The organism is Mesorhizobium sp. LCM 4576 (assembly GCF_001854815.1).
Lineage (GTDB): Bacteria > Pseudomonadota > Alphaproteobacteria > Rhizobiales > Rhizobiaceae > Mesorhizobium > Mesorhizobium plurifarium.
This window is the reverse complement of record NZ_MDDT01000033.1, coordinates 1-24,153: the sequence shown is the minus strand read 5'-3', so window position 1 is coordinate 24,153 and position 24,153 is coordinate 1. Positions and strand designations below refer to the sequence as shown.

Sequence of the window (24,153 nt, the reverse complement as noted above, 5' to 3'; positions counted from 1 at the left end):
TCCGTCCGGAATTGAGCCAAAAGAGTTGAGAGCGGTCGGGCGGGACCGCTTCGGGTACGATCCTGGTGCTGGAGGGTGATGGATCGGCTCGTTGCACGCATCGCAGGATGCATGGCGGAGCGTTTCTCGCGTGCCCAGAAGGGCGCGCCGCTCCAAAGGAGGGACTGGACTGACCGCTCGGGGACACAGCTAGGATGGCGCTGGATGATGACATCCTCATCCTGTCCAGCGTGAAGCTTTTCCAGGGCTTCACGCAGGAACAATTGCGCCTGCTCGCCTTCGGCGCCGAGACCACGGTGCTGCAGGCCGACCATAAGCTCTACCGCGAGGACGACGTCGCCGACTCGGCCTACATCGTGGTCACCRGCTTGATCACGCTCTATCGGGAGCTAGGCGGCGAACGCGTCCCGATCGGCACGGCGGGCCCGGGCACCATGCTGAGCGAACTGGCGCTGATCGCCGACACCAACCGGCTGACCAGCGCCTCCGCCGCGGTCGATTCGGAAGTGATCCGGCTGAGCCGCAAGATGTTCCACCRAATCCTGGAAGAATACCCGGAGATCGCAGTTCTGTTGCATGAGCGCATCCTGGAGGAATTCCAGCAGATGATCGCCCGTATCGAGGAACTGGCGCCGCGCTTTACGGGGTAGGACTCGACGAAACGCGCAATCGCGACTTCGTCATTCCAGGGCGGAGCAAGGAGCGAAGCCCGTGGATGACGACCTGAGAGGCGTGCGCCGCCCTCTCCGCCGCCGCGTCAGTCCAAGTCAAATTTCGCGATCACCGGCACATGGTCGGACGGCTTTTCCCAGCCGCGCGCCGCCTGCAGGATCTCGTAGCCTTTGAAAGCCGGCACCAGGTTGGCGGAGGACCAGACATGGTCGAGGCGGCGGCCGCGGTTCGACGCTTCCCAATCCTTCGCGCGATAGCTCCACCAAGTGTAGAGCTTCTGCTCGGCCGGCACGTTGAGCCGCATCAGGTCGACCCAGCCGCCGGCCTCGCGCATCGCCTCGAAATTTGTCGTCTCGACCGGCGTGTGGCTGACGACGTTGAGCAATTGCTTGTGCGACCAGACGTCATGCTCCTGCGGCGCGATGTTCAGGTCGCCGACCAGGATCGACGCGGACGATTCGTCCCCGCTCGCCGGCACGCCGTTCATCTCATGGACGAAATCGAGCTTGTGCCGGAATTTGCGGTTGATCTCCGGATCCGGCTCATYGCCGCCGGCCGGCACGTAGAAATTATGCACCAGCACCGATTTGCCGCCCGYCTGCACCCTGACCGACAGATGCCGGCTGTCGTCGATCTCGCAGAAACGCCGCTTTTCCACCAACTCGATCGGCCGGCGTGCGACGGTGGYGACGCCGTGATAGCCCTTCTGGCCATGGAACAGGATGTGCTCGTAGCCCGCCTTGCGGAAGGCCTTTTCCGGGAAGAGCTCGTCGGGAACCTTGGTCTCCTGCAGGCAGAGCACGTCGGGCGCATGCTCTTTCAACAGCCGCTCGACGATCGGCATGCGCAGGCRCACGGAGTTGATGTTCCAGGTGGCGATGGTGAAAGGCATGCGGCGAGTCCGGACGGCAAAAGTCGCCGCACTAGTGCCAGTGAGCGCGGGCGAAGACAAGCCGAAGCATGGCGCAAGCCTTCGAGATTGGACAAAGCCTTCTCAACTTCGTCATTCCAGGGCGGAGCAAGGAGCGAACCGACGCGCGCAGACCCTGGAATCCATGCCGTGACGTGCGAGCGCTGCAACGGTGCAGACCTCAGCACCGAACGCCGGCACAGAATAGTGTTCTTCTGCACCGCATCGTTCCTCGGCAAGCGCAACGGCATGGATCCTAGGGTCTCCGCTCCGCTCCGCGTCGCTTCGCCCTAGGATGACGAAGCTACTGACCAGCCCGCCAAGTTAGCGGTTTTAGCGCGTTCTCGTGTTCAGCTCTCTGTTCGCCGTGTAGTCGATCGCGAACGTGTCGGGCGGGAAGCTGACGCCTTCCTTGGTGTTGAAGATCATCACCGTGGTGTCCTTGCCTTGCGCATCGGTGATCGTCCACTGCCGCAGATCGTAGGTCTTCGGGTCGAACATCATGGTGATCATCRCATTGCCGAACACCGACTTGTCGGACAGCTTGATGGTGGTGAGGTCGTCTTCTTCCTTGACCGCCTTGACGCGCCCGCCGGAGAGGTCGATCCGATCATCGAGCAGCAGCTTCAGCGGCGTCTTCGACAGCGGGTAGAGGTCGGAGGTGTTGAGCTTCTTGTTGAGGATCACCACCGACTTGCCGTCGGAGATGACGCGGAAGTTCGAGGAGCCGTCATAGTTGAAGCGGATCTTGCCGGGGCGCTCGAGGAAGAACTTGYCGCCGGTCTGCTCGCCTTTCGGCCCGAACTGGACGAACTCGCCGCTCATCGACTTCACCGAGGAGAAATGATCGGCGATCTTCTGCGCCGCCGGCGGCACCGCGGCCTGCGCGGCGGCCACGAGCTGGTAGCCCGGCACGAGGTTGAGCGCGGCGGCTCCGCCAAGCATCAGGCCGAGGCCGAGAAGCTGGCGGCGGGTGAGGGCGAATTCGGTCTGGGTCTTCATGCCGGTCACTTCCTGTGATTCGTGTCGCCGCAGTTTCTGGACTCCCACTGGGGCCTAAGTTTGGCGGATGCGCGACAGCTCCGTCGCATGAACGCGCCAGACGATTTCCGGTTGCCTGCCGGCCCGGACCGGCGTCTTGCCGGGCCAGGGGCTTGTCGGGCTTCAGGTCCGGCCGGCCTCACCTGAATGTCGACAGACCTAGAATTTGTCCTCTTCCGTTGGGACCAGAATCTCGCGTTTGCCGGCATGGTTGGCTGGACCGACAATGCCCTCCTTCTCCATCTTCTCGATGATCGAGGCGGCGCGGTTGTAACCGATGCCGAGCCTGCGCTGGATGTAGCTGGTCGAGGCCTTGCCGTCGCGCAGCACCACCGCCACCGCCTGGTCGTAAGGATCGTCGGAATCCTCGAAATTGCCGCCGCCACCGCCGCTGGAGCCGCCCTTGCCCGACGGACCGTCCTCGTCGTCTTCCTCGTCGTCTTCGGTGATGGCGTCGAGATATTCCGGCACGCCCTGCAGCTTGAGGTGCCCGACGACCTTCTCAACCTCGTCGTCCGAGACGAACGGGCCGTGCACGCGCTGGATGCGGCCGCCGCCAGCCATATAGAGCATGTCGCCCATGCCGAGCAGCTGCTCGGCGCCCTGCTCGCCGAGAATGGTGCGGCTGTCGATCTTGGACGTCACCTGGAAGGAGATGCGGGTCGGGAAATTGGYCTTGATGGTGCCGGTGATGACGTCGACCGACGGGCGCTGCGTGGCCATGATGACATGGATGCCGGCCGCGCGCGCCATCTGGGCCAGGCGCTGCACCGCGCCTTCGATATCCTTGCCGGCCACCATCATCAGGTCGGCCATCTCGTCGATGATGACCACGATATAGGGCATCGGCTCGAGATCGAGATCCTCGGTCTCRTAGATCGCCTCGCCGGTCTGGCGGTCGAAGCCTGTCTGCACCGTGCGCGAGATCTTCTCGCCCTTCTTCTCGGCCAGCTRCACGCGCGCGTTGAAGCCGTCGATGTTGCGCACGCCGACCTTGGACATCTTGCGGTAGCGGTCCTCCATCTCGCRCACGGTCCATTTCAGCGCGACAACCGCCTTCTTGGGATCGGTGACGACCGGCGTCAAAAGATGCGGGATGCCGTCATAGACGGAGAGCTCCAGCATCTTCGGGTCGATCATGATCAGCCGGCATTCCTGCGGCGTCATCCGGTAGAGYAGCGACAGGATCATGGTGTTGATRGCGACCGACTTACCCGAGCCGGTGGTGCCGGCGACCAGAACGTGCGGCATCTTGGCGATGTCGACGATGACAGCCTCGCCATTGATGCTTTTGCCGAGCRCCAGCGCCAGCTTCATCTTGGTCGTCTCGAAGTCGCGGCTGGCCATGATCTCGCGCAGATAGACCGTCTCGCGCTTGGCGTTGGGCAATTCGATGCCRATGGCRTTGCGRCCGGGCACGACGGCGACGCGGCAGGCGATCGCGCTCATCGAGCGGGCGATGTCGTCGGAAAGACCGATGACGCGCGACGACTTGATGCCTGGCGCCGGCTCCAATTCGTAAAGCGTGACGACCGGGCCGGGGCGGACATGGATGATCTCGCCCTTGACGCCGAAATCCTCCAGCACGCCCTCGAGCAAGCGCGCATTCTGCTCCAGCGCGTCCTTCGAAAGGCTCGCATCCTTTGCGATGTTCTTCGGCTCGGACAGGAAGTGCAGCGACGGCATCTCGAACGTGTCGGAACCGATCAGCGAGGTCTGGGCCTCGCGCTGGATGCGCGCGCCCGGCACGGGGCGCGCCGCCGGCGCGGCGACGCGGGTCGCGGCATCGGAGCGGAAATTCTGCACCTTGGCGCCAGCGCCGCGACGCTGGACAGGCGCTTCGTCGTCGAAGTCGTCAAGGTCGACGTCTTCGTCCTGCTCGTCGTCGAATATATCCTGGTCGGCCGGATCGACCGAGGCGCTGCGGTCGTTGACCATGGCGGCGAAGAATTCCGGCTCGACGCGGGCGCGGCCGCCCGGACTCATCCGGCTTTCGGCGAACTCGGYCGATTCGACGCGTTCGGCGGCCCGCCGCCAGGCGCTGGCCTTAGGCTCCATCGGCGGTTCGAACTCGTCGCGCTCGCGCCTGCGCCGCTCGGCGCGGCGGTGCAGGAAGGCGCGGAACGACAGCCACCAATGGGTGACGGCGCCGAGCGCGAGTATCCCCTCGTCGCCCTCGTCCTCATCCTCCTCGAACAGCATCTCGTCCTGCTCGCGCGGATCGGGTTGGGCGGCGCGTTCCATGACGGCAAAGCCGTTCTTGCGCGCGATCAGCGCCGAGCCATAGGCGAACAGCCAGAAGGTCGGCGCGGCGAGGATGACCGCGATGATCGTCGCGAAAAGGCCTTTCGGGTAACCGCCGACGGCGATACCCGGGATTTTCAGCACCATGTCGCCGAACACGCCGCCGAGCCCGGTCGGCAGCGGCCAGGTGTTGGGCGGCGTCACGCAGCCGGCGATGGCCGCGGCCAAAAGCGCGAAGCCGAACCAGGCGAAGCCGCGCTTCGGCAATTTGTCGACGCCGCGCGCGGAAAACAGGAGGAAGCCCCAGATCACCGCCGGCACCAGCCCCGCTACGGCGGCGAGACCGAAAAACTGCATGGCGAGGTCGGAGAACACCGCGCCCGCATAACCCATGGCATTGGTGACGACATTGCTGGTGGCGTGCGAGAAGCTGGGGTCGGCGACGTTCCATGTGGCCAAGGCGGCGATGCCGAAGGCGGTGAACAGGAACAGCCCGGCRCCGACCAGCCGCCCGACCTGGCGCCGCGCGAATGCCTGGATGCCGTGCCCCGTATCGGTCAGCGCGAGCGGTGCTGAGGCGCCTGAACGCATGCTCTTCCCCGTAATCGTTGCCTGGCCGGGCGCATGGCGCATTCCGGCAGATTCGAACGCCAGACTATCGGGGGGAAGGTTAAGGCCGCATTAACCATGGGTCTTTACCGGATTGGCTCCAACAAAGATGGCAGGCCTTGCGGCCCGCCATCCCTGCTTGAAACAGCAAAACGATCGGGCTCCTTCCGGACCCGATCTGCCGCAAATCACCTGTTGCCGGCGTAAGTCACCAGGTTGGCGCAGAACTCGGCGTGAGGCTTGCTCATCGCCGCGTCCTGGCATTCCTTCATCATCATGTCCTGCTTGTCCTTCGGCATCGAAGCCCAGGCCGCTTTGAAGTCGGCCTCGGACTTCATGGTCTTCATGCTGGAGTCGGTGAAGAACGGGGCCATGTTGGCCGGCTCATCGAGAGCACCGGCAAGTGCAACGCCGCTGATCATCGAAAGAGCCATTGCTCCCAGGAAGATATTCTTGATGTTCATCAGGTGGTTCCTTCCCTTTTGTTTGGCGAACGCCTTGATGACGGTCGCTATCCCAGTACGGAACCTGGAAGGCCGATGTTTCACACCGACGCGATCAAGTGAACGTGATCGAGAAGGCTTGGATGGCCGCCCGACAAAAAAGGAGGCCCGGAAGGTTCTTCCGGGCCTCAAGGCGTGAGCTCCTTTCGAGAGCGTCACGACGGGATCTTGGGAGGAAATTCCGGGCCGGCGGGAGGAGGATCCGCCGGCCCTTGGTGCAATTCCGAACGGTCCYGGTCCGGAATTGCGCCGAAGCAGAGAGCGAAATGAGCCTTACGGCACCACTTCGCCGTGCTGGGTGACGTCGAGGCCTTCGACCTCCTCTTGGGTCGACGGACGCAGGCCGACCAGCGCCTTGACGATGTAAAGGATCACGAAGGTGGCGATCGCCGTCCACAGGATGGTGAAGACGATGCCGTAGAGCTGCTTGCCGACCGAGGCGTCCTTGCCGAGCGCGTTGATCGCCGGATCGGCGAGCGCGCCGGTGAGCAAAGCGCCGACCACGCCGCCGACGCCGTGCACGCCGAAGGCGTCGAGCGAGTCGTCATAGCCGAACGCATGCTTGAGCTTGACCGCCGACAGGTAGCAGACGACGCCGGCAATGATGYCGACGATGAAGGCGCCGGTCGGGTTGACGAAGCCGGAAGCCGGCGTCACCGCGACGAGGCCGGCGACCGCRCCCGAGATGATGCCGAGGACCGAAGGCTTCTTGGCGACGATCCATTCGGCGAACATCCAGGCCAGCGCCGCGGCGGCGGTGGCGACCTGCGTGTTCATCATGGCCGCGCCCGCGAGGCCGTCAGCCGCCAGTTCCGAACCGGCGTTGAAGCCGAACCAGCCGACCCACAGCAGCGAGGCGCCGATCACCGAGTAGACCAGGTTGTGCGGCGCCATGTTGGTGGTGCCGTAGCCCTCGCGCTTGCCGAGCACCAGCGCGCAGACCAGGCCCGCGACACCGGCGTTGATGTGGACGACCGTGCCGCCGGCGAAGTCGAGCACGCCGGCCGAACCAAGGAAGCCGCCGCCCCACACCCAGTGCGCGATCGGCGCATAGACGAAGACCAGCCACAGGCCCATGAAGATCAAGAGCGCCGAGAACTTCATGCGCTCGGCGAAGGCGCCGGCGATCAGCGCCGGCGTGATGATGGCAAAGGTCATCTGGAACATCGAGAAGACGAATTCAGGGATGTTCGCAACGCCCGGCGCCCACAGCGTCGCGGTGGTGATGCCGTGATGGAAGAATTTCGTGAAGCCGCCGATATAGGCGTTCGTGGCGCCGCCGTCGGAGAAGGCCAGCGAATAGCCGAACATGAACCACAGCACCGTCACCAGGCAGGTGATGGCGAAGCTCTGCATGATGGTGGCGAGCACGTTCTTCTTGCGCACCATGCCGCCATAGAACAGCGCCAGGCCCGGAATGGTCATCATCAACACCAGCGCCGTCGAGGTCAGCATCCAGGCGGTGTTGCCGGTATCAAGCGCGGGCGCCGGCGCGGCAGGCGCAGCAGCGGTGGYTGCCGGGGCGGCCTCCTGCGCGATGGCGGCGACGGTGCTCATGGCCACGAGCGCGAGCGAAGCGGCCGCGCGTCCCGTCGTCTTCAAGGTGGAAGGAATATTCATTGAACTCTCCGTTGGAATGGATGGTCGCCGCTCAGAGCGCGTCGGTGTCTGTTTCGCCGGTGYGGATGCGCACCGCCTGGTCGATGCCGAAGACGAAGATCTTGCCGTCGCCGATCTGGCCGGTCTTGGCGGCCGCGGTGATGGCTTCGACGGCCTTGTCGACCATGTCGACCGCGACGGCGACCTCGATCTTGATCTTGGGCAGGAAGCTGACCGCGTATTCCGCGCCGCGATAGATTTCCGTGTGCCCCTTCTGACGCCCGTAGCCTTTGACTTCGGTGACGGTCAGGCCCTGGATGCCGACGGCGGTGAGCGCTTCGCGCACCTCGTCGAGYTTGAACGGCTTGATGATTGCCATCACGATTTTCATAAGGTTTCACCCTTTGCTGTTGCGGTCCCCCGCGTTTGCACACCTTCACCGATCCCGAGGAGCCGGAGAGTGCTCGACAGGATTCAAGCTCCGTGCCAGTTGCCGAAGCAGGGTGTTAACCTATTGTAAACAAAGGGGATGGCCAGCCGGTGCACATCATTCGCGCACGGGCCGGCAGGCACCGCGGCCTAAAAAGTAGGCAGAAAATCAAAAATGCGCGTTTTGCAGGCAAATACGGGAAGCCGGCTCAACGTTTGAGCCGGATGAGCCCTTCCTGGGCAACCGAAGCGATCAGCGTGCCGTCGCGCGCGAACAGCGAGCCGCGGGTGAAGCCGCGCGACCCTTGCGTCGACGGGCTGTCCTGGTTGTAGAGGATCCAGTCGTCGAGCGAATGGCTGYGATGGAACCACATGGCGTGGTCGAGGCTGGCGGCCTGGATGTCGCGGTCGAAGATGGCGCGGCCATGCRCGAAGGTCGAGGTGTCGAGCAGCGTCATATCCGAAAGATAGGCAAGGACGGCCGCTTGCGTCGCGCGGTTTTCAGGCACCGGGCCGGTGGTCCGGATCCAGATATTCTGCTGCGGATCCAGCTTCTCGCGGCTCGTATAGTGTTTCAGCATCAYCGGCTTCATCTCGATCGGACGATCGCGCTCCCAGTAGCGCCTGATGCCTTCCGGCACCGCCTCGCCGAATTTTCCCAGCAGCTCGCGCTGGGTGAGYAGCGTGTCGGGCGCCGGCACGTCGCGCGGCATCGGCAGCTGGTGCTCGAGCCCGATCTCATCCTGCTGGAAGGACGCCTCCAGCGAGAAGATCGCCTGGCCATGCTGGATCGCCACGACCCGGCGCGTGGTGAAGGAGCCGCCGTCGCGGATGCGGTCGACCTCGTAGACGATCGGCAGCTTGGTGTCGCCCGGCCGCATGAAATAGCCATGCAGCGAATGCACATGGCGTTCCGGCTCCACGGTGCGCTGCGCCGCGACCAGCGCTTGCGCGATCGTCTGGCCGCCAAAGACGCGCTGCCAGTCGACCTTGGGGCTGCGACCACGATACAGATTGTGTTCGAGCTGCTCGAGGTCGAGAATGTCGAGAAGCTCGTCYATGGCCGCGGTCATGTTTGAAATCCTTCAAGGATGTGCCATGGCCGGTTTCGGACAGGAYGCGCAGGCAGTCAAGGCCGCAAACGGCAACCGGCCGAAGCCGTGAAAGGATGATGCCATGGTCGACCGCAAGCCGAAGGAAGCGGAAGCGAACGGAAGCCGCGAGACGCCGCTCGACGTGCTCATCGCCGGCGCAGGCTATGTCGGCCTCACGGCGGCCGTGTCGCTGAAGCAGGCGAGGCCGGGCCTCGCCATCGCCGTCGTCGACGCCGCCCCCGCCGGAGTCTGGCAGAAAGACGGCCGCGCCTCGGCCATCGCGGCGGCCGCGAGCCGCATGCTGGAACAGCTCGGCGTCTGGAAAGAGGTCGCGCCGCAGGCGCAGGCGATCACCGAGATGATCATCACCGACTCGCGCGCCGCCGACCCGGTGCGCCCGGTGTTTTTGACCTTCGACGGCGAGGTGGCGCCGGGCGAGCCTTTCGCTCACATGGTCGCCAACCGGGATCTCAACGGCGCGCTGCGCCGGCGCGCCGAGAAGCTCGGMATCGACATCATCGAGGGCATGGCGGTCAGCGCCTTCGACACGAGCGGCGCCGGCATCACCGTGCATCTGGCGGACGGCGCGACGCTTAAGGCGCGGCTGCTTGTTGCCGCCGACGGCGTCAATTCGAAGCTGCGCGACATGGCCGGCATCAAGACGGTCAAATGGGAATACGGCCAGTCCGGCATCGTCTGCACGGTGGCRCATGAGCGCCCGCACAACGGCCGCGCCGAGGAGCATTTCCTCCCTGCGGGCCCCTTCGCCACGCTGCCGCTGAAGCCGGACAAGGACGGCACCAACCGCTCGTCGATCGTGTGGGTGGAGCGCACGGAAGATGCCAAGGCGCTGGTCGAGGGCGACGAGTTCGTCTTCGAGCATGATCTGGAACAGCGCTTCGGCCTGAAGCTCGGCGAAATCCGCGTCGCCGACAAGCCGCGCGCCTGGCCGCTCGGCCTGACGCTGGCGAGGGCCTTCGTCGCGCCGCGCATCGCGCTCGCCGGCGATGCCGCGCACGGCATCCACCCAATCGCCGGCCAGGGGCTCAATCTCGGCTTCAAGGATGTGGCGGCGCTCGCCGAAGTCGTGGTCGAGGCCGACCGGCTCGGCCAGGACATCGGCGCCCTCGACGTGCTCGAGCGCTACCAGCAATGGCGCCGCTTCGACACGCTGCAGATGGGCGTCACCACCGACGTCTTGAACCGGCTGTTCTCCAACGACATCGGCCCGCTGCGCGCCGTGCGCGATCTCGGCCTCGGCCTGGTCGAGCGCATGCCCAGGCTCAAGGATTTCTTCATCCGCCAGGCCTCGGGCCTGTCGGGGGACACGCCACGGCTGCTGAAGGGCGAGGCGATCTGAACGATTGGCGTAAGCCATTCAAACATCGTCATCCACGGGCGGAGCGCGAGGGCTTTCGGCCAATCACGAAGGCAGGCGATCCGATCGTCGCTGTTTCAATTCAGTTCACCTCGAAGCCCAGCTTCTGCCGCAGCCTCAGCATCCGCTGGTCGGCGATCCTGAGGCTCTGCTCGCCGCCTTGAGCGACGCGGTTCAGCATCCTAAGCAGGTCGTCGCGCTCATGCGGATCGAGACGCTCGCGCAGGAACGGCGCCAGCGTGTCGATGACGATGGTCGCGTCGTCGATCTGCGCGGCGGCCCATTTGCCGTAGACGACCGCCTCGTCGGTCTTCTTCGGATTTTCCGCGATCTGCGCGATCACCTCGCGGATGACGCCTTCGCGCTGCGGCAGGATCRGGCCATGCTCGGCAACGATCGCGGTGATCAGCGTCGCGGCCGCTACCACCGGATCRTCGATTGCGGTCAATGGCGAAAGTGCTGCCTGCTTGCGCAGCTTCTTCCGGCGAATGTTACCTTGCACGCGTCCGATGACATCGGCGACCTCGTTCGCCGCCTCGTTCATCGCCTTCAGCCGATACCACCAGAAGGCAGCCGCGCCGAGCACGCCAAGCAAAGCGATCAGGAAAGGCATGCCGAATTCCCCCGAAATCCGAGCAACGATAAGAGAAGTGCGGCATCGCTTCAACAAGCGACAATCGCGACGATGAACAAATCCCATATACGCCGTCGTTATACGGCGTCATGACCCTGGTATGTCGTAGATCGCCCTGATCTCGACGGTGCCGAGCTCGGCCAGCGGAATGCCTTCGGCAATCTTCAGCGCTTCGGCAAGGTCGGCCGCCTCGATCATGACGAAGCCGAGCAGCTGCTCCTTGGTCTCGGCGAACGGTCCATCGGTCACCAGTACCTTGCCCTTGCGCCGCCTGAGCGATTTCGATGTCTTCACCGACTGCAGCGCCTGCGCGATGACCAGCTTRCCTTGCCGGTCGAGTTCCCGATCATAGCCGAGCGAGTCGGCATCGAGCCTGGCCGCGCGCTCAGGGGTCAGCGCATAGAGGTTCTTTTCCTCGCCATAGACCAGCAGGACATATTTCATTTCGAGCTTCCTTTCGTTGACACGCCATGGAAGGCGACGGTGTCGGTTCTGCTGGCCGTCGCCGCATGATCGAGTATGCATGYCGCGACACCGATGATGGCGATGGCCACCRCCAGCCGACCGAAGCCGAGCGTCGGCGAATCCAGCCAGAACTCTTCAAGTCGCACGCCTTTTCGTCCCGGCCTTCCCCAGATCGCAAGAAACAGACTATCCATCCTTAATCTCCGTCGGCCGTGAGTGGCCGCCCGCAGGACGGTCGGGCCGACGGGAAGTCGACATTTTTGCACGCGCTTTTTTTCGCGAGTTTTCTGGAACACAATCATACCAGGCCAAGGATGGCCTTCCGCTACACCCGCGCTATAGTTTGCGAGGACGTCGGCGCCCGCCGGCGAGAAACCCCGAACACACAGGGAGGACTCCATGGACCRCACTGCAAACGCCGTCTGGAAAGGCAATCTGAAGGAAGGCAACGGCACGCTGGACACGCAAAGCGGGACCTTGAAGGGCACGCCCTATTCGTTCAAGGCGCGCTTCGAGGACGAGAGCGGCAAGTCCGGCACCAATCCGGAAGAGCTGATCGCCGCCGCCCATRCCGGCTGCTACGCCATGCAGCTGTCGCACTTCCTCGCCGAAAACGGCACACCGGCCGCCGAGCTCGACGCCAAGGCGGTGGTGACGCTGGTGCCGGGCACGGGCATCACCGGCAGCRCCATCACCCTGGTCGGCAAGGTGCCCGGCATCGACGCGGCGAAGTTCAAGGAACTGGCCGAGAAGGCCAAGGCCGAATGCCCGGTGTCGAAGGCGCTGGGGGCGATAAACGTCTCGCTGGATGCGAAGCTCGCGTAACGGCGCCTTCTAGCCGCCGGCAGGCATTCCTTCGCCCCCCTCTCTGCCCTGCCGGGCATCTCCCCCTCAAGGGGGGAGATCAGATGTCACTGCGGCTTTCGCTAATCGCCAACATTGCCAGCGGAGCGCCGGCGCCRAAACTGCCAATCTCCCCCCTTGAGGGGGAGATGTCCGGCAGGACAGAGAGGGGGGCCTCGCGCCAACGCTTCTAGTGAGCGCTAGCCGCCCAGCGCCTCGATCTTCGCCCGCAATGCGGCGACCTCTTCCTCCAGCGCCTTGACGCGCGCCTCAAGTCCGGAATCCACAGCTACCGCTGGCGGCTGCCAAGGCGCCGCCACTRCCGCTTCCACCGGCCCGCTCAGCAAATGCACATAGCGCTCCTCGCGCTGTCCGGGCGCGCGTTCGAGCAGTTGGATCAGCGGCGGCCTCCGCCCGATCATCAAATCGAGATTGTCGCGCAGCTCCTCGATCGAGGCGAAGCGCGCCATGCGCTCTGAACGCGCCAGCAATTCATGCGCCGTCTGCGCGCCGCGCAGCAGCAAAAGCCCGATCACCGCGATCTGCGGCGTGGTCAGCGAAAAGCGCTGCGCCATCAGATGCTCGTAACGCTCGACCCGCGAGGCGAAGGCCTGGCRCACCAGACCTTTCTGCTCGAGCGTGCTCAGCGCCCGCYGAACCTCGGTCAGCTCCAACRCCATCACCGGCTCGCGCGCCGTCTTCTGGTTGGCGGCCTGATGYGCGCCATTGAGCGTCAGCGGATAGACGTCCGGCGTCAGTTCCTTCTTCTCGATCAGCGAGCCCAGCACGCGGGCTTCGACGGGGGAGAGGACGGGGAGATCGGTCACTGGCTGCAATCCTTTCTGACGCTGGCGGGACAGCGCCCCCCTCTGTCCTGCCGGACATCTCCCCCACAAGGGGGGAGATCAGCGGCTTCGTCAACAGCGCTTATTCTTCGACGGCAGCGATTGGCGAAAGCCGCGGTGACAGCCAATCTCCCCACCCGTGGGGGAGATGTCCGGCAGGACAGAGGGGGGCGCGAAGGATCGCTGCCTTCGAAGCACCACGAGCGAATTCGCCCGACTAAACCCTTCTCTCCACCATCATCTTCTTGATCTCGGCGATCGCCTTGGCCGGGTTCAACCCCTTCGGGCAGGTCTGCGCGCAGTTCATGATGGTGTGGCAGCGATAGARCCGGAAAGGGTCTTCGAGGTTATCGAGCCGTTCGCCCGTCGCCTCGTCGCGGCTGTCGATCAGCCAGCGATAGGCCTGCAGCAACGTGGCCGGGCCGAGATAGCGGTCGCCGTTCCACCAGTAGCTCGGGCAGGAGGTCGAGCAGMAGGCGCACAGGATGCATTCGTAGAGCCCGTCGAGCTTCTCGCGGTCCTCATGGCTCTGCAGCCATTCCTTGGCGGGCGTCGGCGAGACCRTCTTCAGCCACGGTTCGATCGAGGCGTGCTGGGCGTAGAAATTGGTGAGATCGGGCACAAGGTCCTTGATCACCGGCATATGCGGCAGCGGATAGACCTTCACCGCGCCGGAGATGTCGTCCGCCCCCTTGGTGCAGGCCAGCGTGTTCGAGCCGTCGATGTTCATGGCGCAGGAGCCGCAGATGCCTTCGCGGCAGGAACGGCGCAGCGTCAGCGTCGGATCGATCTTGTTCTTRATCCACAGGAGCGCGTCGAGAACCATCGGCCCGCAATCGTCCATGTCGACGAAATAGGTGTCCATGCGCGGATTTTCGTCGTCGTCCGGCGACCAGCGGTAGATGCGGTATTCGCGCAGGTTCGTGGCGCCCTCCGGCTTCGGCCAGGTCTTGCCCTGCTTGATCTGCGAATTCTTTGGAAGCGTGAGTTCGACCATTTACCTGCGGTCCTTTCGGATGACGAGCTTCAGCCCGGACCAGATTTCGTTGACGGCGGCGACCTTGACGTCGACCAGGTCGCGCTTCAGCGCCTCGGCGCGGATCACACCCTCGGTGACGTCGGTCGGCACTTTCGATGCTTTCTTCGGCCAGGAGACCCAGACCATGCCGTCGCGCTTGATCGCCGTCTCGAGGTGAGCCAAGCCGTCCTTGATCTCGGCGCGCTGCCGGGTGAAGGCGTGCACGGCATCGTATCTCTGCCGACCCGATATCGCGGACCACTCGGCGAACCGATCGACGTCCRCAAAGGCCACGGTCCCAGTCAGTTCATCGAGCTCCGGCGGCAGCGCGATGAAGGCGGCGACCATGCCGTCCTTCAGGCCGAGCTTGGCCGGAAGGGACGTGCCGGAATATCCCGCGGCCGCCAATGCCATGGTCAGTAGACCCTCGCCTTCGGCGCGATCTTGGCGAGGCTGATGCCGCCGTCCTTTTCCGCCAGCAGCGGCTCGGTATGCACCGGCCGGTAGGTGAGCGTCACCGTGCCGTCTTCGCTGAGATGCGCAAGCGTATGCTTGCGCCAGTTGGCGTCGTCGCGCTTGTCGAAATCCTCACGCGCATGCGCGCCACGGCTCTCCTTGCGCGCCTCGGCGCCGTAGACCGTGGTGATGGCGTTGGCCATCAGGTTCTCCAGCTCAAGCGTCTCGACGAGGTCAGAATTCCAGATCATCGAGCGGTCGGTGACCTTGATGTCCTTGAGTTCGCCCCAGAGTTCCGAAATGCGCCTGCAGCCGTTCTCCAGCGATTCCTGCGTGCGGAACACGGCGGCGTCTTCCTGCATGGCGCGCTGCATTCTCTCGCGTAGCACCGCCGTCGGGATGGAGCCGTTGGCGTGGCGCAGCCGGTCGAAGCGTTCCATGATCTTTTCGACCGAAGCTTCGTTGGGCGACGGGATCGCCGATTTGCGGTCGATCACCTGGCCGGCGCGGATGGCCGCCGCCCGCCCGAACACAACGAGGTCGATCAGCGAATTCGAGCCAAGCCGGTTGGCGCCATGCACCGAAGCGCAGCCGGCCTCGCCGACAGCCATCAGACCGGGCGACACGCGGTCGGGATTCTCTGGCGTCGGGTTGAGCACCTCGCCCCAATAATTGGTCGGCACGCCGCCCATATTGTAATGCACCGTCGGCAGCACCGGGATCGGCTCCTTGGTAAGGTCGACGCCGGCGAAGATCTTGGCCGATTCCGAAATACCGGGCAGCCGCTCGTGCAGCACCGCCGGATCGAGGTGGTCGAGATGCAGGAAGATATGGTCCTTCTTCTTGCCGACGCCCCGGCCCTCGCGGATCTCCAGCGTCATGCAGCGCGAGACGACGTCGCGCGAGGCAAGGTCCTTGGCCGACGGCGCATAGCGCTCCATGAAGCGCTCGCCCTCGGAATTGACGAGATAGCCGCCCTCGCCGCGCGCGCCTTCGGTGATCAGGCAGCCGGCGCCATAGATGCCGGTCGGATGGAACTGCACGAATTCCATGTCCTGCAGCGGCAGCCCGGCTCTGGCCGCCATGYCGCCGCCGTCGCCGGTACAGGTATGCGCCGAGGTCGCGGAGAAATAGGCGCGGCCGTAGCCGCCCGTCGCCAGCACCACCATCTTGGCCGAGAAGCGGTGGATGGTGCCGTCGTCGAGGTTCCAGGCCACCACGCCGGTGCAGGTGCCGTCCGGCTCCATGATCAGGTCKAGCGCGAAATACTCGATGAAGAACTGCGCGTTGTTCTTCAGCGACTGGCCGTAGAGCGTGTGCAGGATGGCGTGGCCGGTGCGGTCGGCGGCGGCGCAGGTGCGCTGCACCGGCGGACCGTCGCCGTAGTTCATCATGTGGCCRCCGAACGGCCGTTGGTAGATCTTGCCTTCCTCGGTGCGCGAGAACGGCACGCCGTAGTGCTCGAGCTCGTAGACGGYGGCCGGCGCTTCGCGCACCATATATTCCATGGCGTCGACATCGCCCAGCCAGTCCGAGCCCTTGACGGTATCGTACATGTGCCACTGCCAGGAATCCGGCCCCATGTTCGACAACGAGGCGGCGATGCCGCCCTGCGCGGCAACGGTGTGCGAGCGGGTCGGGAACACTTTGGTGATGCAGGCGGTGCGCAGCCCCTGCTCGGCCATGCCGAGCGTGGCGCGCAGCCCGGCGCYGCCGGCGCCGACGATCACCACATCGAATTTGTGATCGACAAAAGTGTAGGCGGAAGCCGTGCCGGCGGTATTTGCGTTGGCCAAGACGTCAGCCTCCGAATGCGAGTTTGAGCAGGGCAAACAGCGAAGCGACGCCGACCGCGACTGCGAAGAAGGTGTTGAGGGCGATCAGCGCCAGCTTCATGCCTTCGCCATGCACATAGTCCTCGATGATGACCTGCATGCCGAGCCGCATGTGGTAGAGGCCGGAGATGAGCACGAGCGCCAGCACGAGCGCCACGAAGGGGTTGGCGAGCGACGCCCGCACGTCCGTGTAGCCGTGGCCGTTGACCGCGATCAGGAAGCCGACGAAGAACAACAGCAGCGGGATGTTGGCGATCGCCGTCAGCCGCTGGCGCCAGAAATGCTGCGTGCCCTCGCGGGCCGAGCCCAGGCCGCGCACCTTGCCGAGCGGCGTGCGCATGTCGGTGTTGTTCGCGCTCATCAGAAAGCTCCCCGCGCCATGTAGCCGGCGATCCAGATCAACAGCGTGAGCACGATCGAACCGGCGAGCGTCGCCCAGGCGATCTTCGACGCGGTGTGTTTTTCCAGCCCCGCGCCGGTGTCCCAGACGAGGTGGCGCAGCCCGCCCAGCATGTGGTGCATCAACGCCCAGGTGTAGCCGAACAGAACCAGCCGGCCGAGCCAGGAGCCGAAGGCCCAGTTGACCCAGTCGAAGGCGGCCTGCGAGCTTGCGGCGGYGATCAGCCACGCCGCCACCAGCAGCGTTCCGAAATAAAGCGCGCCGCCGGTGATGCGATGGATGATCGACATCGTCATCGTGATCGGCGGCCGGTAGACAGTCAGATGCGGCGAAAGCGGCCGTTCACGTCTGGCAACTGCGCGGGTGGCTGGTGATTTGCTCATGGCTCCCCCAGATCGGCATCCTGGAAGCCGCGATGGGAATGCGGCGTTTGCCATGTTCATATATGGCCCGGACAGCCGGTTTCTAATGCGCTTTTTGCACCGCGTCAAAGCCGGAAAATCGTTTTGGAAACATCATTTAGTCTGACAAATGGACGGCGGCGCGCTTCAATCGATTAGCGGCTGCTTCGAAGCCGGCGCAAGGTCTCGCTGCAGCGCAACAAAGAGCGCGCGCCGGTGGGTTGAGGTTCAGGTCAGGCCGAGTCGGAGTCGAAGACGGGCGCGAAGCGACCAAACAAGGCGGTTTCCGAGAACCGGAGCGGAGCGTACTTGAAGTACGTGAGCACCGGAAGCGCAGGAAGCTGCCGTTTGCAGGCCGGCCTCACCTGAAGGTCAGCCCACCGGCTATCTCCGACAGGTCTGCGGGGTGGATCCCCTCTTCATCACCAGCGCTTCGCGTCCATCGATCACGATTGCGTCATGCGTCGCCGCTTCCTGGTAGCGGCTGCTCTGGTTGGCGGGCGAGGCCGCGAATTCCTCGGTCGTGCCATCCTGGCGGACCACGCGCAGCGACGAGCCGAGATTCTGGATGGTGATCATGCCGCCATTGCCGCATCTATAGGTGGCCGTGCCGATGCCGGATCGCGGCACGGTAAGGTCGGTGACGATCTTGGTCGCGGGCGCAGGCGCTGCGGGCGTCTTGGCTGTTGCAGGCGCCGGGGCCGTTGCAGGTACCGGGGGCGTTGCGGCTGCCGGCGGCGCCCCGGGTGCCGCGGACGGCGGGGCCGGAGCGGGCGAGGCGGCGGGCGGCGCGGCATTCGCCGCCTTCGGCGCGCCGTCCTGCGGCACGCAGGCCGCGGCCGCGAGAAGCAGCGGGATGGTGATCGACACCCGAACCGTGTGGCCAAAGCTCATGCGCTGCCCTTTCGTGCGCGGCACGCTACAGCAATTCCAGGAAAAGTGTGAAACGGTTTTCCGTCCGGAATTGCGTCAAAACAAAGAGATAGAGTGGTTTGTCGTTTCCGTTAAACGACGAACCGCTCTAGCCACGCGACGCATCAAGATCAAGCTCACCCAGAGTCAGTCGACTGCATGGCCGCCCTGCGGCGGGTGAGAACCGGACCTTCGAAAATTAACCATGTTCCTTAAGAACCGGCGCCGAAGGCCTCCCGCCTCTTAACAAAGGTTAAGAAAGGGTTAATTTCCGATGCGAACCGGAACCCAGGCGCGATCGGTCGTGCCATCAAGGAGAGCGACATGCGTTCGAATTCAGTGCGGGCAAGCGTTGCCACCGCCGCGCTGGCGGGGCTGGTGACGGCAATCGCCGCGCCGGCCGAAGCCGGCCTGCGCCACCATGACCGCGTCTATGCCGATTCCTTCGGCAATCTCGTCATCGACAGCGCCGCCGGCTACAAGCGCATCATCGTCGGCGAGGGCAAGCTCGCCAAGAAACTTTCCGAATACACCAGCGCCGGCCAGCCGGACGTCGTCTATGACGATGCGGACGAGCCCGGCGCGCCCGGCTGCTACCAGCCGCCGGTGCTGGTCAAGGGCCGCTCCTATATGTACGGGCTTTCCGACGGCGAGATGCCCAATCTCAGCCCTTGCCGTTGAAGATCGTCGGCGTTTGGCGCCGCCTGAGCGCGCCTGACACGCGCACGCAGTCGCGGCCGGCATTCTTGGCTTCGTAGAGCGCGCCGTCGGCGCGCCGCAAAAGATCCGCAAAACCCTCGTCCGCGGCGAGCTCGGCCACGCCGAAGCTTGCGCTGCAGCGATGGTCGGCCGGCAGGCCCTCGATCGGCAAGGCGCCAAAGGCGTTGCGCGCGCCCTCGGCAAACAGCCGCGCCGCCGCAAGATTGGTGCCCGGCAGGATGATGGCGAACTCTTCGCCGCCGATACGRCCGGCGACATGGTGCTCGGCGGCGGCTTCGCGCAGGAAACTGGCGAAGCTCTCGATCACGCGGTCGCCGCAGGCATGGCCGTAGCTGTCGTTGATGCTCTTGAAATAATCGAGATCGGCGATCACAAGCGCCACCGRCACGCCGCGCCGGACGGCATCCCGCATCGCAAGGTCCGCGTGGCGTTCGAAACCGCGGCGGTTGAAGAGCCGCGACAAAGCGTCGGTTTCCGATTTCGAGGTCRCCTCGTTGAGCGCGTCACGCACCAGGACGGCAAGCGCAAGCAACGCCAGCGCCAGCCCGAACACGGTGCCGAGCGATTGAGACACAAGCGCGTAGGCCGTCTGTACATAGGCCTGCGGATTTGCGCCCCACCCGCCCAGCGCGCCGGCGATGAGCGGCTTGGAGGCGAACTGCACGGCGCTGGCGCCGAGCACCAGCGCAAGCACATGGTCGAGCCGCGCGAGCCTTTGCCGGGAGGACAGCACGATGCCGAGCGCGGCGAATTGCATGGTAGCGTAAGGAAGCTGGTAGGCCATCATGCGCGTCAGCGACTGACGCGGCAGGTCCTGCACCAGATAGACGGCGACCGAGGCCACAACGAGGAAGCACAGCATCGGCGCCCAGGGCGGCCGCACGTCGTATTTATGGGCGAGCCCGCCGTTGAAGGCGACGGTTGCGCCGAAGAGCACGGCAAAGGCGGCAACGACCGGCAGCCGGGCGTCCGCGAAAGCAGGAATGCTGAASTCGATGGCGAAATAGGCCATGCCGAGCAGGTAGCTGAAGGCAAGCCAGCGCGCCGACACGCGCCCGGTATCATAGACAGCAATCGCCATGAACGCCGCCGCCAGCAGCCCGGCGACGACGAAGTTGATCATCAATATGAAGTCGGCGCTGYCCATGTCTTCCTTCGTCGAACGTTCCGGACAGAAAACCATCGACGGGCGAAAAACACGTTAATGCTAGCTGCGGTACGGAACCGCAAGCCTTGGCGGTTAGCCRCAAAACTTATCCTGTCGTCGTTCCAGGGCGGAGCAAGAAGCGAAGCGACGCGCGCAGACCCTGCAATCCATGCCGTGACTTCAACGCGCCACCGCGATGCAGAATTCTGCGCCGCTGCACTTTCGTTGAGGTTACGGCATGGATCCTCGGGTCAAGCCCGAGGATGACGAGGCTGCATAGGCCTCGGCCAATCGCGAACGTTGCGATCGCCTGCCGGGTTCGGGCAGCCTGGGTCAGTGTACCTCAGCCGACGGCGAGCGGCACGGCGACGAAGGCGGTTTCGGGTCTCTCGTAGGAAAGCCGCACGCTGTCGCGGCCGTTCTTCTTGGCCTTGTAGAGCGCCTCGTCGGCGCGTCGCATCAATGGCATCAGCCCTTCCTTGCCGGTGCGGGCGGCGACGCCGAAACTCGCGGTGACCCTGGTGCCGGCCGGCAGGCCGTCGATCGTGCCCGCCGAATAGAAGGCGCGGATCGCTTCGGCGAAGAGCCTTGCCGCTCCCAGGTCGGTGAGAGGCAGAAGCACGGCGAACTCCTCGCCGCCGATGCGGCCGGCGGCCCCGCGCGCGCCGGTGGCGGAACGCAGCTTGGCGGCGAAATCGGCGATCACCCGGTCACCGGCCTCATGCCCATGCTGGTCGTTGAGCGCCTTGAAGTGATCGAGATCGGCAAGCACCAGGGYGACGGGAAATCCGGCCTTGCCGCACTGGTCGAGCAAGAGGGTCGCCCGCTCCTCGAAGCCGCGGCGATTGAGGATGCCCGAGAGCGGGTCGGTATGGGTTTCGGCTTTCAGCGCCTTCATCACGTCGAGCGCCGCCGCGGTGAACAGGCAGAGCGCGATCAGCAGCGACAAGAGCGCGTGCGACAGCAGCGCCGTCGTCCAGTAGGACGAGGCATAGAGCTCGTCATAGCCTTTGAACGGYCCGTGCGCGATGATGACGGCCAGCGTCCTTACGAAGAAGTTCAGTCCGGAAAGCAACGCCAGCGCGAGCAAGATCTTTTCCGTCGGGCCATTGCCGCGCACCACGCGCAGCTCAGCGGCGGCCAGCAGGCTGATGCCGCCAAGCGCGAAATTGACGACGAGGATCCTCCATGTCAGGTCCGGCTGAACGAACAGGAACCAGCAGAATGCGGCCATTCCGCCCAACGCCAGCGCGGCGATCCCGGCATAGGGGACGGGCCGGCCCTGGCGCGCGATAATGGCGCCAACCAGACAGGATCCGGCAACGCAGAAGCACAGGTTGGAGAGGAACTTGGACGGCGCCAGGCCGACCGGGAGGGTGAAATGCTGGAACAGGAAACCGGCCGCGGCGAGAGCATAGCTCGCCGCCAAGACGGCCAGATAGGGACGATGGCGCTGATAGGACCACAGCACGAGGAACGCAGCGCCGAGCGCCAGCGCTATCGTCGGATTGAGCAGCGCTATGAGCAGACCGGTGTCCAAAGGACTGCGACTTTCCCCAACTTACCCAAGGGGAGATACTAGGACTTAAGCCCAAACAAGCGGTTAAGCCTCGATAGATACGTTGCACGCCACGCGGAACCGGCCTGCCTGAGCGGCGTTGTCCGGCCAGACAAGAAACGCCAGACGGAGACGATCGAGATGGCCGGCACGATCACTTTGACGAACCACGATGAAATCCGCTCCTGGGCGGCGGCACGCGCCGGCTTCCCGGCCATCGTCGACGTCTCGCCCGAGGCCGGAACGCAGGCCATGCTGCGGCTGGTTTTTGGGCAGCAGGCCTATGAGGACGAGGACCGCCCGGAGCGCCCGATCAACGCCGGCGGCTACGAGCTCGTGGAGTGGGACGAGTGGTTCAAGATCTTCGACGAGCGGCAGCTGGCCTTGGTCGTCGCCGCCGACGAGCCCGGCCGGCGCGAGGAGTTTCACGAGATCATTCGCAGATAGATCGCTGAAAAGCAAAAGGCCCGGACGTATTGTCCGGGCCTTTGTCAAGCACCGCAGGCGGGCGGTTACTTCCAGTCGCGGATGTCGACGAAGTGGCCAGCGATCGCCGCCGCTGCCGCCATRGCCGGCGAGACCAGATGGGTGCGGCCCTTGAAGCCCTGCCGGCCCTCGAAGTTGCGGTTCGAGGTCGAGGCGCAACGCTCATGCGGCTTCAGCCGGTCGTCGTTCATGGCCAGGCACATCGAGCAGCCCGGCTCGCGCCAGTCGAAGCCGGCGGCGAGGAAGATCTTGTCGAGGCCCTCGGCCTCCGCCTGTTCCTTGACCAGGCCGGAACCCGGCACGATCATGGCGTTGACCCGCGGATTGACCTTCTTGCCCTCGACCACCTTGGCGGCAGCGCGCAGGTCCTCGATGYGGCCATTGGTGCAGGAGCCGATGAAGACGCGGTCGAGCGCGATGTCGGTGATCTTGGTTCCGGGCGTCAGCCCCATATAGTCGAGCGCGCGGATCTTCGACGTGCGCTTGTTTTCGTCCGCGATCTCTTCCGGATCGGGCACAATGCCCTGCACCGAGACGACGTCCTCGGGCGAGGAACCCCAGGAGACGATCGGCGGCAGCTTCGCCGCGTCGAGCACGATCACCTTGTCGAAATGCGCGCCCTCGTCGGAATGCAGCGTCTTCCAATAGGCGAGCGCGGCGTCCCAGGCGGCGCCCTTCGGCGCGCGCGGCTTGTCCTTGACATAGGCGAAGGTCGTCTCGTCCGGCGCGATCAGGCCGGCCCGCGCCCCGCCCTCAATCGACATGTTGCAGATCGTCATGCGGCCTTCCATCGACAGCGAGCKGATCGCCTCGCCGGCATATTCGATGACGTAACCGGTGCCGCCGGCGGTGYCGATCTCGCCGATGATGGCGAGGATGATGTCCTTGGCGGTGACGCCTTCCGGCAACTGGCCGTCGACGCGCACCAGCATGTTTTTGGCCTTGCGCTGGATCAGCGTTTGCGTCGCCAGCACATGCTCGACCTCCGAGGTGCCGATGCCGTGCGCCAAGGCGCCGAAGGCGCCGTGCGTGGAGGTATGGCTATCGCCGCAGACGATGGTCATGCCCGGCAGCGTGAAACCCTGCTCCGGCCCGATGATATGGACGATGCCCTGGCGGATATCGTTCTCGGAATAATAGTCGATGCCGAAATCCTTGGCGTTCTTGGCCAGCGCCTCGACCTGGATGCGGCTTTCCTCGTTCTTGATGCCGAACTTGCGCTCGGGGGAGGTCGACACGTTGTGGTCGACCACGGCCAGCGTCTTCTCGGGATGGCGGACCTTGCGGTTCGACATGCGCAGGCCTTCGAAGGCCTGCGGGYTGGTGACCTCATGCACGAGGTGGCGGTCGATATAGAGCAGGCAGGTGCCGTCGTCCTGGCGGTCGACGACGTGGTCGTCGAAGATCTTGTCATAGAGGGTGCGCGGTGCGCTCATGTGCGTAAATCCGTCGATATGAGAATGGGAAAAGCACGCCGGCCATCCGGCGCGACGACTGCGATCGGTCGGGTCAGTTAAGTCGGCTGGTCAGCGCGCCGCAAACGCGCGCGGAGAAACGCGACGGCAGGCGCTTTCTGTCCTGCAGCACGAAACCCTTGTATGCCGGATCGCTGAAAAGCTTTTCCATGGCGGGGTAGATAGCAATGTTTTGGCTTTTCGGCAATTGCGGCCAGAACCTGGTTCCTCGCCCCACGAAGTGGGGAGAGGTGGCCCGGCGAAGCCGGGACGGAGAGGGGTCAGCGCGGCGCCTGGAGTTTTTAAGCCTCCTAACCGCCTCGAGCCCTTCAGTCTTGCGCCTTGGCTTGCAGCGGCTTTGGTGTCGCGGACGTCGTCCCCCGCTCCGTCCCGGCTTCGCCGGGCCACCTCTCCCCCGCTTTCGCCTAGGCGATTCACACATCTCGTAGGCTCCAGCCACGTGCGATGGATTGGAAGTACTGAAGGCCGTGGCGGAAAGT

24 protein-coding genes are annotated in these 24,153 nt (G+C 64.6%); 5 read left to right on the top strand and 19 right to left on the bottom strand.

Translation table 11 applies throughout. The annotated features are described in order from the left end of the window. Positions 1-194 precede the first annotated feature (194 nt). Positions 195-650: a Crp/Fnr family transcriptional regulator gene (locus tag LCM4576_RS20515; RefSeq protein ID WP_071034248.1), complete on the top strand. Its 456-nt coding sequence runs from the start codon at positions 195-197 to the stop codon at positions 648-650. 107 nt (positions 651-757) lie between these two features. Here LCM4576_RS20515 and LCM4576_RS20510 read toward each other — a convergent pair whose 3' ends face one another. The 7 genes from LCM4576_RS20510 to LCM4576_RS20480 all read right to left on the bottom strand — a co-directional run bounded on the left by LCM4576_RS20510 (position 758) and on the right by LCM4576_RS20480 (position 9,080). Continuing rightward, positions 758-1,564, bottom strand: a complete 807-nt coding sequence (locus LCM4576_RS20510) for an exodeoxyribonuclease III (protein WP_071034246.1) — start codon at positions 1,562-1,564, stop codon at positions 758-760. A 351-nt stretch (positions 1,565-1,915) separates the two neighbouring features. Next, the gene (locus tag LCM4576_RS20505) at positions 1,916-2,584 is read right to left on the bottom strand and encodes an outer-membrane lipoprotein carrier protein LolA (protein ID WP_071034244.1); all 669 of its coding nucleotides are present in this window, start codon (positions 2,582-2,584) and stop codon (positions 1,916-1,918) included. Positions 2,585-2,782: 198 nt separating this feature from the next. Next, complete coding sequence (locus LCM4576_RS20500) at positions 2,783-5,458, bottom strand: DNA translocase FtsK (protein WP_071034286.1); 2,676 nt, start codon at positions 5,456-5,458, stop codon at positions 2,783-2,785. Between the two features lie 206 nt (positions 5,459-5,664). Then, positions 5,665-5,940 carry a hypothetical protein gene (locus LCM4576_RS20495; RefSeq protein WP_041002938.1) on the bottom strand — a complete coding sequence of 92 codons (276 nt, stop codon included), beginning with the start codon at positions 5,938-5,940 and terminating at the stop codon, positions 5,665-5,667. 312 nt (positions 5,941-6,252) lie between these two features. Next, positions 6,253-7,581, bottom strand: coding sequence for an ammonium transporter (locus LCM4576_RS20490; RefSeq protein WP_407067388.1), 1,329 nt, complete (start codon positions 7,579-7,581; stop codon positions 6,253-6,255). A gap of 49 nt (positions 7,582-7,630) precedes the next feature. After that, on the bottom strand, positions 7,631-7,969 hold the full coding sequence (locus tag LCM4576_RS20485; protein WP_071034240.1) for a P-II family nitrogen regulator: 339 nt from the start codon (positions 7,967-7,969) through the stop codon (positions 7,631-7,633). Positions 7,970-8,216: 247 nt separating this feature from the next. After that, a complete protein-coding gene (locus LCM4576_RS20480; protein WP_071034238.1) occupies positions 8,217-9,080 on the bottom strand; it encodes an acyl-CoA thioesterase II in 864 nt (287 codons plus the stop codon). Positions 9,081-9,183: 103 nt separating this feature from the next. Between LCM4576_RS20480 and LCM4576_RS20475 the strand changes: the two genes are divergently transcribed. Beyond that, entirely contained in the window at positions 9,184-10,461 is a 1,278-nt protein-coding gene (locus LCM4576_RS20475; protein WP_071034237.1) for a ubiquinone biosynthesis hydroxylase, read from the top strand. Positions 10,462-10,561: 100 nt separating this feature from the next. Here LCM4576_RS20475 and LCM4576_RS20470 read toward each other — a convergent pair whose 3' ends face one another. Together LCM4576_RS20470 and LCM4576_RS20465 are read right to left on the bottom strand one after the other, a co-directional pair. Continuing rightward, positions 10,562-11,092: a hypothetical protein gene (locus LCM4576_RS20470; RefSeq protein WP_071034235.1), complete on the bottom strand. Its 531-nt coding sequence runs from the start codon at positions 11,090-11,092 to the stop codon at positions 10,562-10,564. 108 nt (positions 11,093-11,200) lie between these two features. Further along, positions 11,201-11,557, bottom strand: a complete 357-nt coding sequence (locus tag LCM4576_RS20465) for a YciI family protein (RefSeq protein ID WP_040991435.1) — start codon at positions 11,555-11,557, stop codon at positions 11,201-11,203. Positions 11,558-11,977: 420 nt separating this feature from the next. On the opposite strand from LCM4576_RS20465, the gene LCM4576_RS20455 reads away from it, so the two are divergent. Then, positions 11,978-12,403: an OsmC family protein gene (locus tag LCM4576_RS20455; RefSeq protein ID WP_071034232.1), complete on the top strand. Its 426-nt coding sequence runs from the start codon at positions 11,978-11,980 to the stop codon at positions 12,401-12,403. A gap of 218 nt (positions 12,404-12,621) precedes the next feature. On the opposite strand, the gene LCM4576_RS20450 is transcribed toward LCM4576_RS20455, so the two are convergent. The 7 genes from LCM4576_RS20450 to LCM4576_RS20420 all read right to left on the bottom strand — a co-directional run bounded on the left by LCM4576_RS20450 (position 12,622) and on the right by LCM4576_RS20420 (position 18,294). Further along, positions 12,622-13,257: a YceH family protein gene (locus LCM4576_RS20450; protein WP_071034230.1), complete on the bottom strand. Its 636-nt coding sequence runs from the start codon at positions 13,255-13,257 to the stop codon at positions 12,622-12,624. A 226-nt stretch (positions 13,258-13,483) separates the two neighbouring features. Then, a complete protein-coding gene (locus LCM4576_RS20445) occupies positions 13,484-14,263 on the bottom strand; it encodes a succinate dehydrogenase iron-sulfur subunit (protein WP_071034228.1) in 780 nt (259 codons plus the stop codon). Continuing rightward, the gene (locus tag LCM4576_RS20440; RefSeq protein WP_071034227.1) at positions 14,264-14,698 is read right to left on the bottom strand and encodes a DUF3052 family protein; all 435 of its coding nucleotides are present in this window, start codon (positions 14,696-14,698) and stop codon (positions 14,264-14,266) included. It abuts the gene before it with no gap. Between the two features lie 2 nt (positions 14,699-14,700). Continuing rightward, positions 14,701-16,536 (bottom strand): succinate dehydrogenase flavoprotein subunit, encoded by a 1,836-nt coding sequence (sdhA, locus tag LCM4576_RS20435; RefSeq protein WP_071034225.1) that lies wholly within the window; start codon positions 16,534-16,536, stop codon positions 14,701-14,703. 4 nt (positions 16,537-16,540) lie between these two features. Then, on the bottom strand, positions 16,541-16,936 hold the full coding sequence (sdhD, locus tag LCM4576_RS20430) for a succinate dehydrogenase, hydrophobic membrane anchor protein (protein WP_040987777.1): 396 nt from the start codon (positions 16,934-16,936) through the stop codon (positions 16,541-16,543). After that, a complete protein-coding gene (gene sdhC / locus LCM4576_RS20425; protein WP_071034223.1) occupies positions 16,936-17,358 on the bottom strand; it encodes a succinate dehydrogenase, cytochrome b556 subunit in 423 nt (140 codons plus the stop codon). Before sdhC ends, sdhD begins: the two co-directional genes overlap by 1 nt. A 402-nt stretch (positions 17,359-17,760) precedes the next feature. Beyond that, positions 17,761-18,294 carry a hypothetical protein gene (locus tag LCM4576_RS20420; RefSeq protein ID WP_244508306.1) on the bottom strand — a complete coding sequence of 178 codons (534 nt, stop codon included), beginning with the start codon at positions 18,292-18,294 and terminating at the stop codon, positions 17,761-17,763. A 318-nt stretch (positions 18,295-18,612) separates the two neighbouring features. Here LCM4576_RS20420 and LCM4576_RS20415 point away from each other — a divergent pair, with 318 nt between their 5' ends. After that, positions 18,613-18,969, top strand: coding sequence for a hypothetical protein (locus LCM4576_RS20415; protein ID WP_071034220.1), 357 nt, complete (start codon positions 18,613-18,615; stop codon positions 18,967-18,969). Here the strand turns inward: LCM4576_RS20415 and LCM4576_RS20410 are convergent. After that, entirely contained in the window at positions 18,953-20,155 is a 1,203-nt protein-coding gene (locus LCM4576_RS20410) for a diguanylate cyclase (RefSeq protein WP_071034285.1), read from the bottom strand. The genes LCM4576_RS20415 and LCM4576_RS20410 overlap by 17 nt on opposite strands. A 343-nt stretch (positions 20,156-20,498) precedes the next feature. Continuing rightward, positions 20,499-21,695 (bottom strand): GGDEF domain-containing protein, encoded by a 1,197-nt coding sequence (locus tag LCM4576_RS20405; RefSeq protein WP_071034218.1) that lies wholly within the window; start codon positions 21,693-21,695, stop codon positions 20,499-20,501. A 159-nt stretch (positions 21,696-21,854) separates the two neighbouring features. On the opposite strand from LCM4576_RS20405, the gene LCM4576_RS20400 reads away from it, so the two are divergent. Further along, a complete protein-coding gene (locus tag LCM4576_RS20400; protein ID WP_040987789.1) occupies positions 21,855-22,160 on the top strand; it encodes a hypothetical protein in 306 nt (101 codons plus the stop codon). A 65-nt stretch (positions 22,161-22,225) separates the two neighbouring features. Here the strand turns inward: LCM4576_RS20400 and leuC are convergent, their stop codons facing one another. After that, on the bottom strand, positions 22,226-23,635 hold the full coding sequence (gene leuC / locus LCM4576_RS20395) for a 3-isopropylmalate dehydratase large subunit (RefSeq protein WP_071034216.1): 1,410 nt from the start codon (positions 23,633-23,635) through the stop codon (positions 22,226-22,228). Positions 23,636-24,153 lie beyond the last annotated feature (518 nt).

What these genes read in the sequence shown, in the direction of transcription:
- LCM4576_RS20495 (WP_041002938.1), bottom strand. Translation starts at nt 5,940, where the DNA reads ATGAACATCAAGAATATCTTCCTGGGAGCAATGGCTCTTTCGATGATC.
- sdhD (WP_040987777.1), bottom strand. Translation starts at nt 16,936, where the DNA reads ATGAGCGCGAACAACACCGACATGCGCACGCCGCTCGGCAAGGTGCGC.
- LCM4576_RS20415 (WP_071034220.1), top strand. Translation starts at nt 18,613, where the DNA reads ATGCGTTCGAATTCAGTGCGGGCAAGCGTTGCCACCGCCGCGCTGGCG.
- LCM4576_RS20400 (WP_040987789.1), top strand. Translation starts at nt 21,855, where the DNA reads ATGGCCGGCACGATCACTTTGACGAACCACGATGAAATCCGCTCCTGG.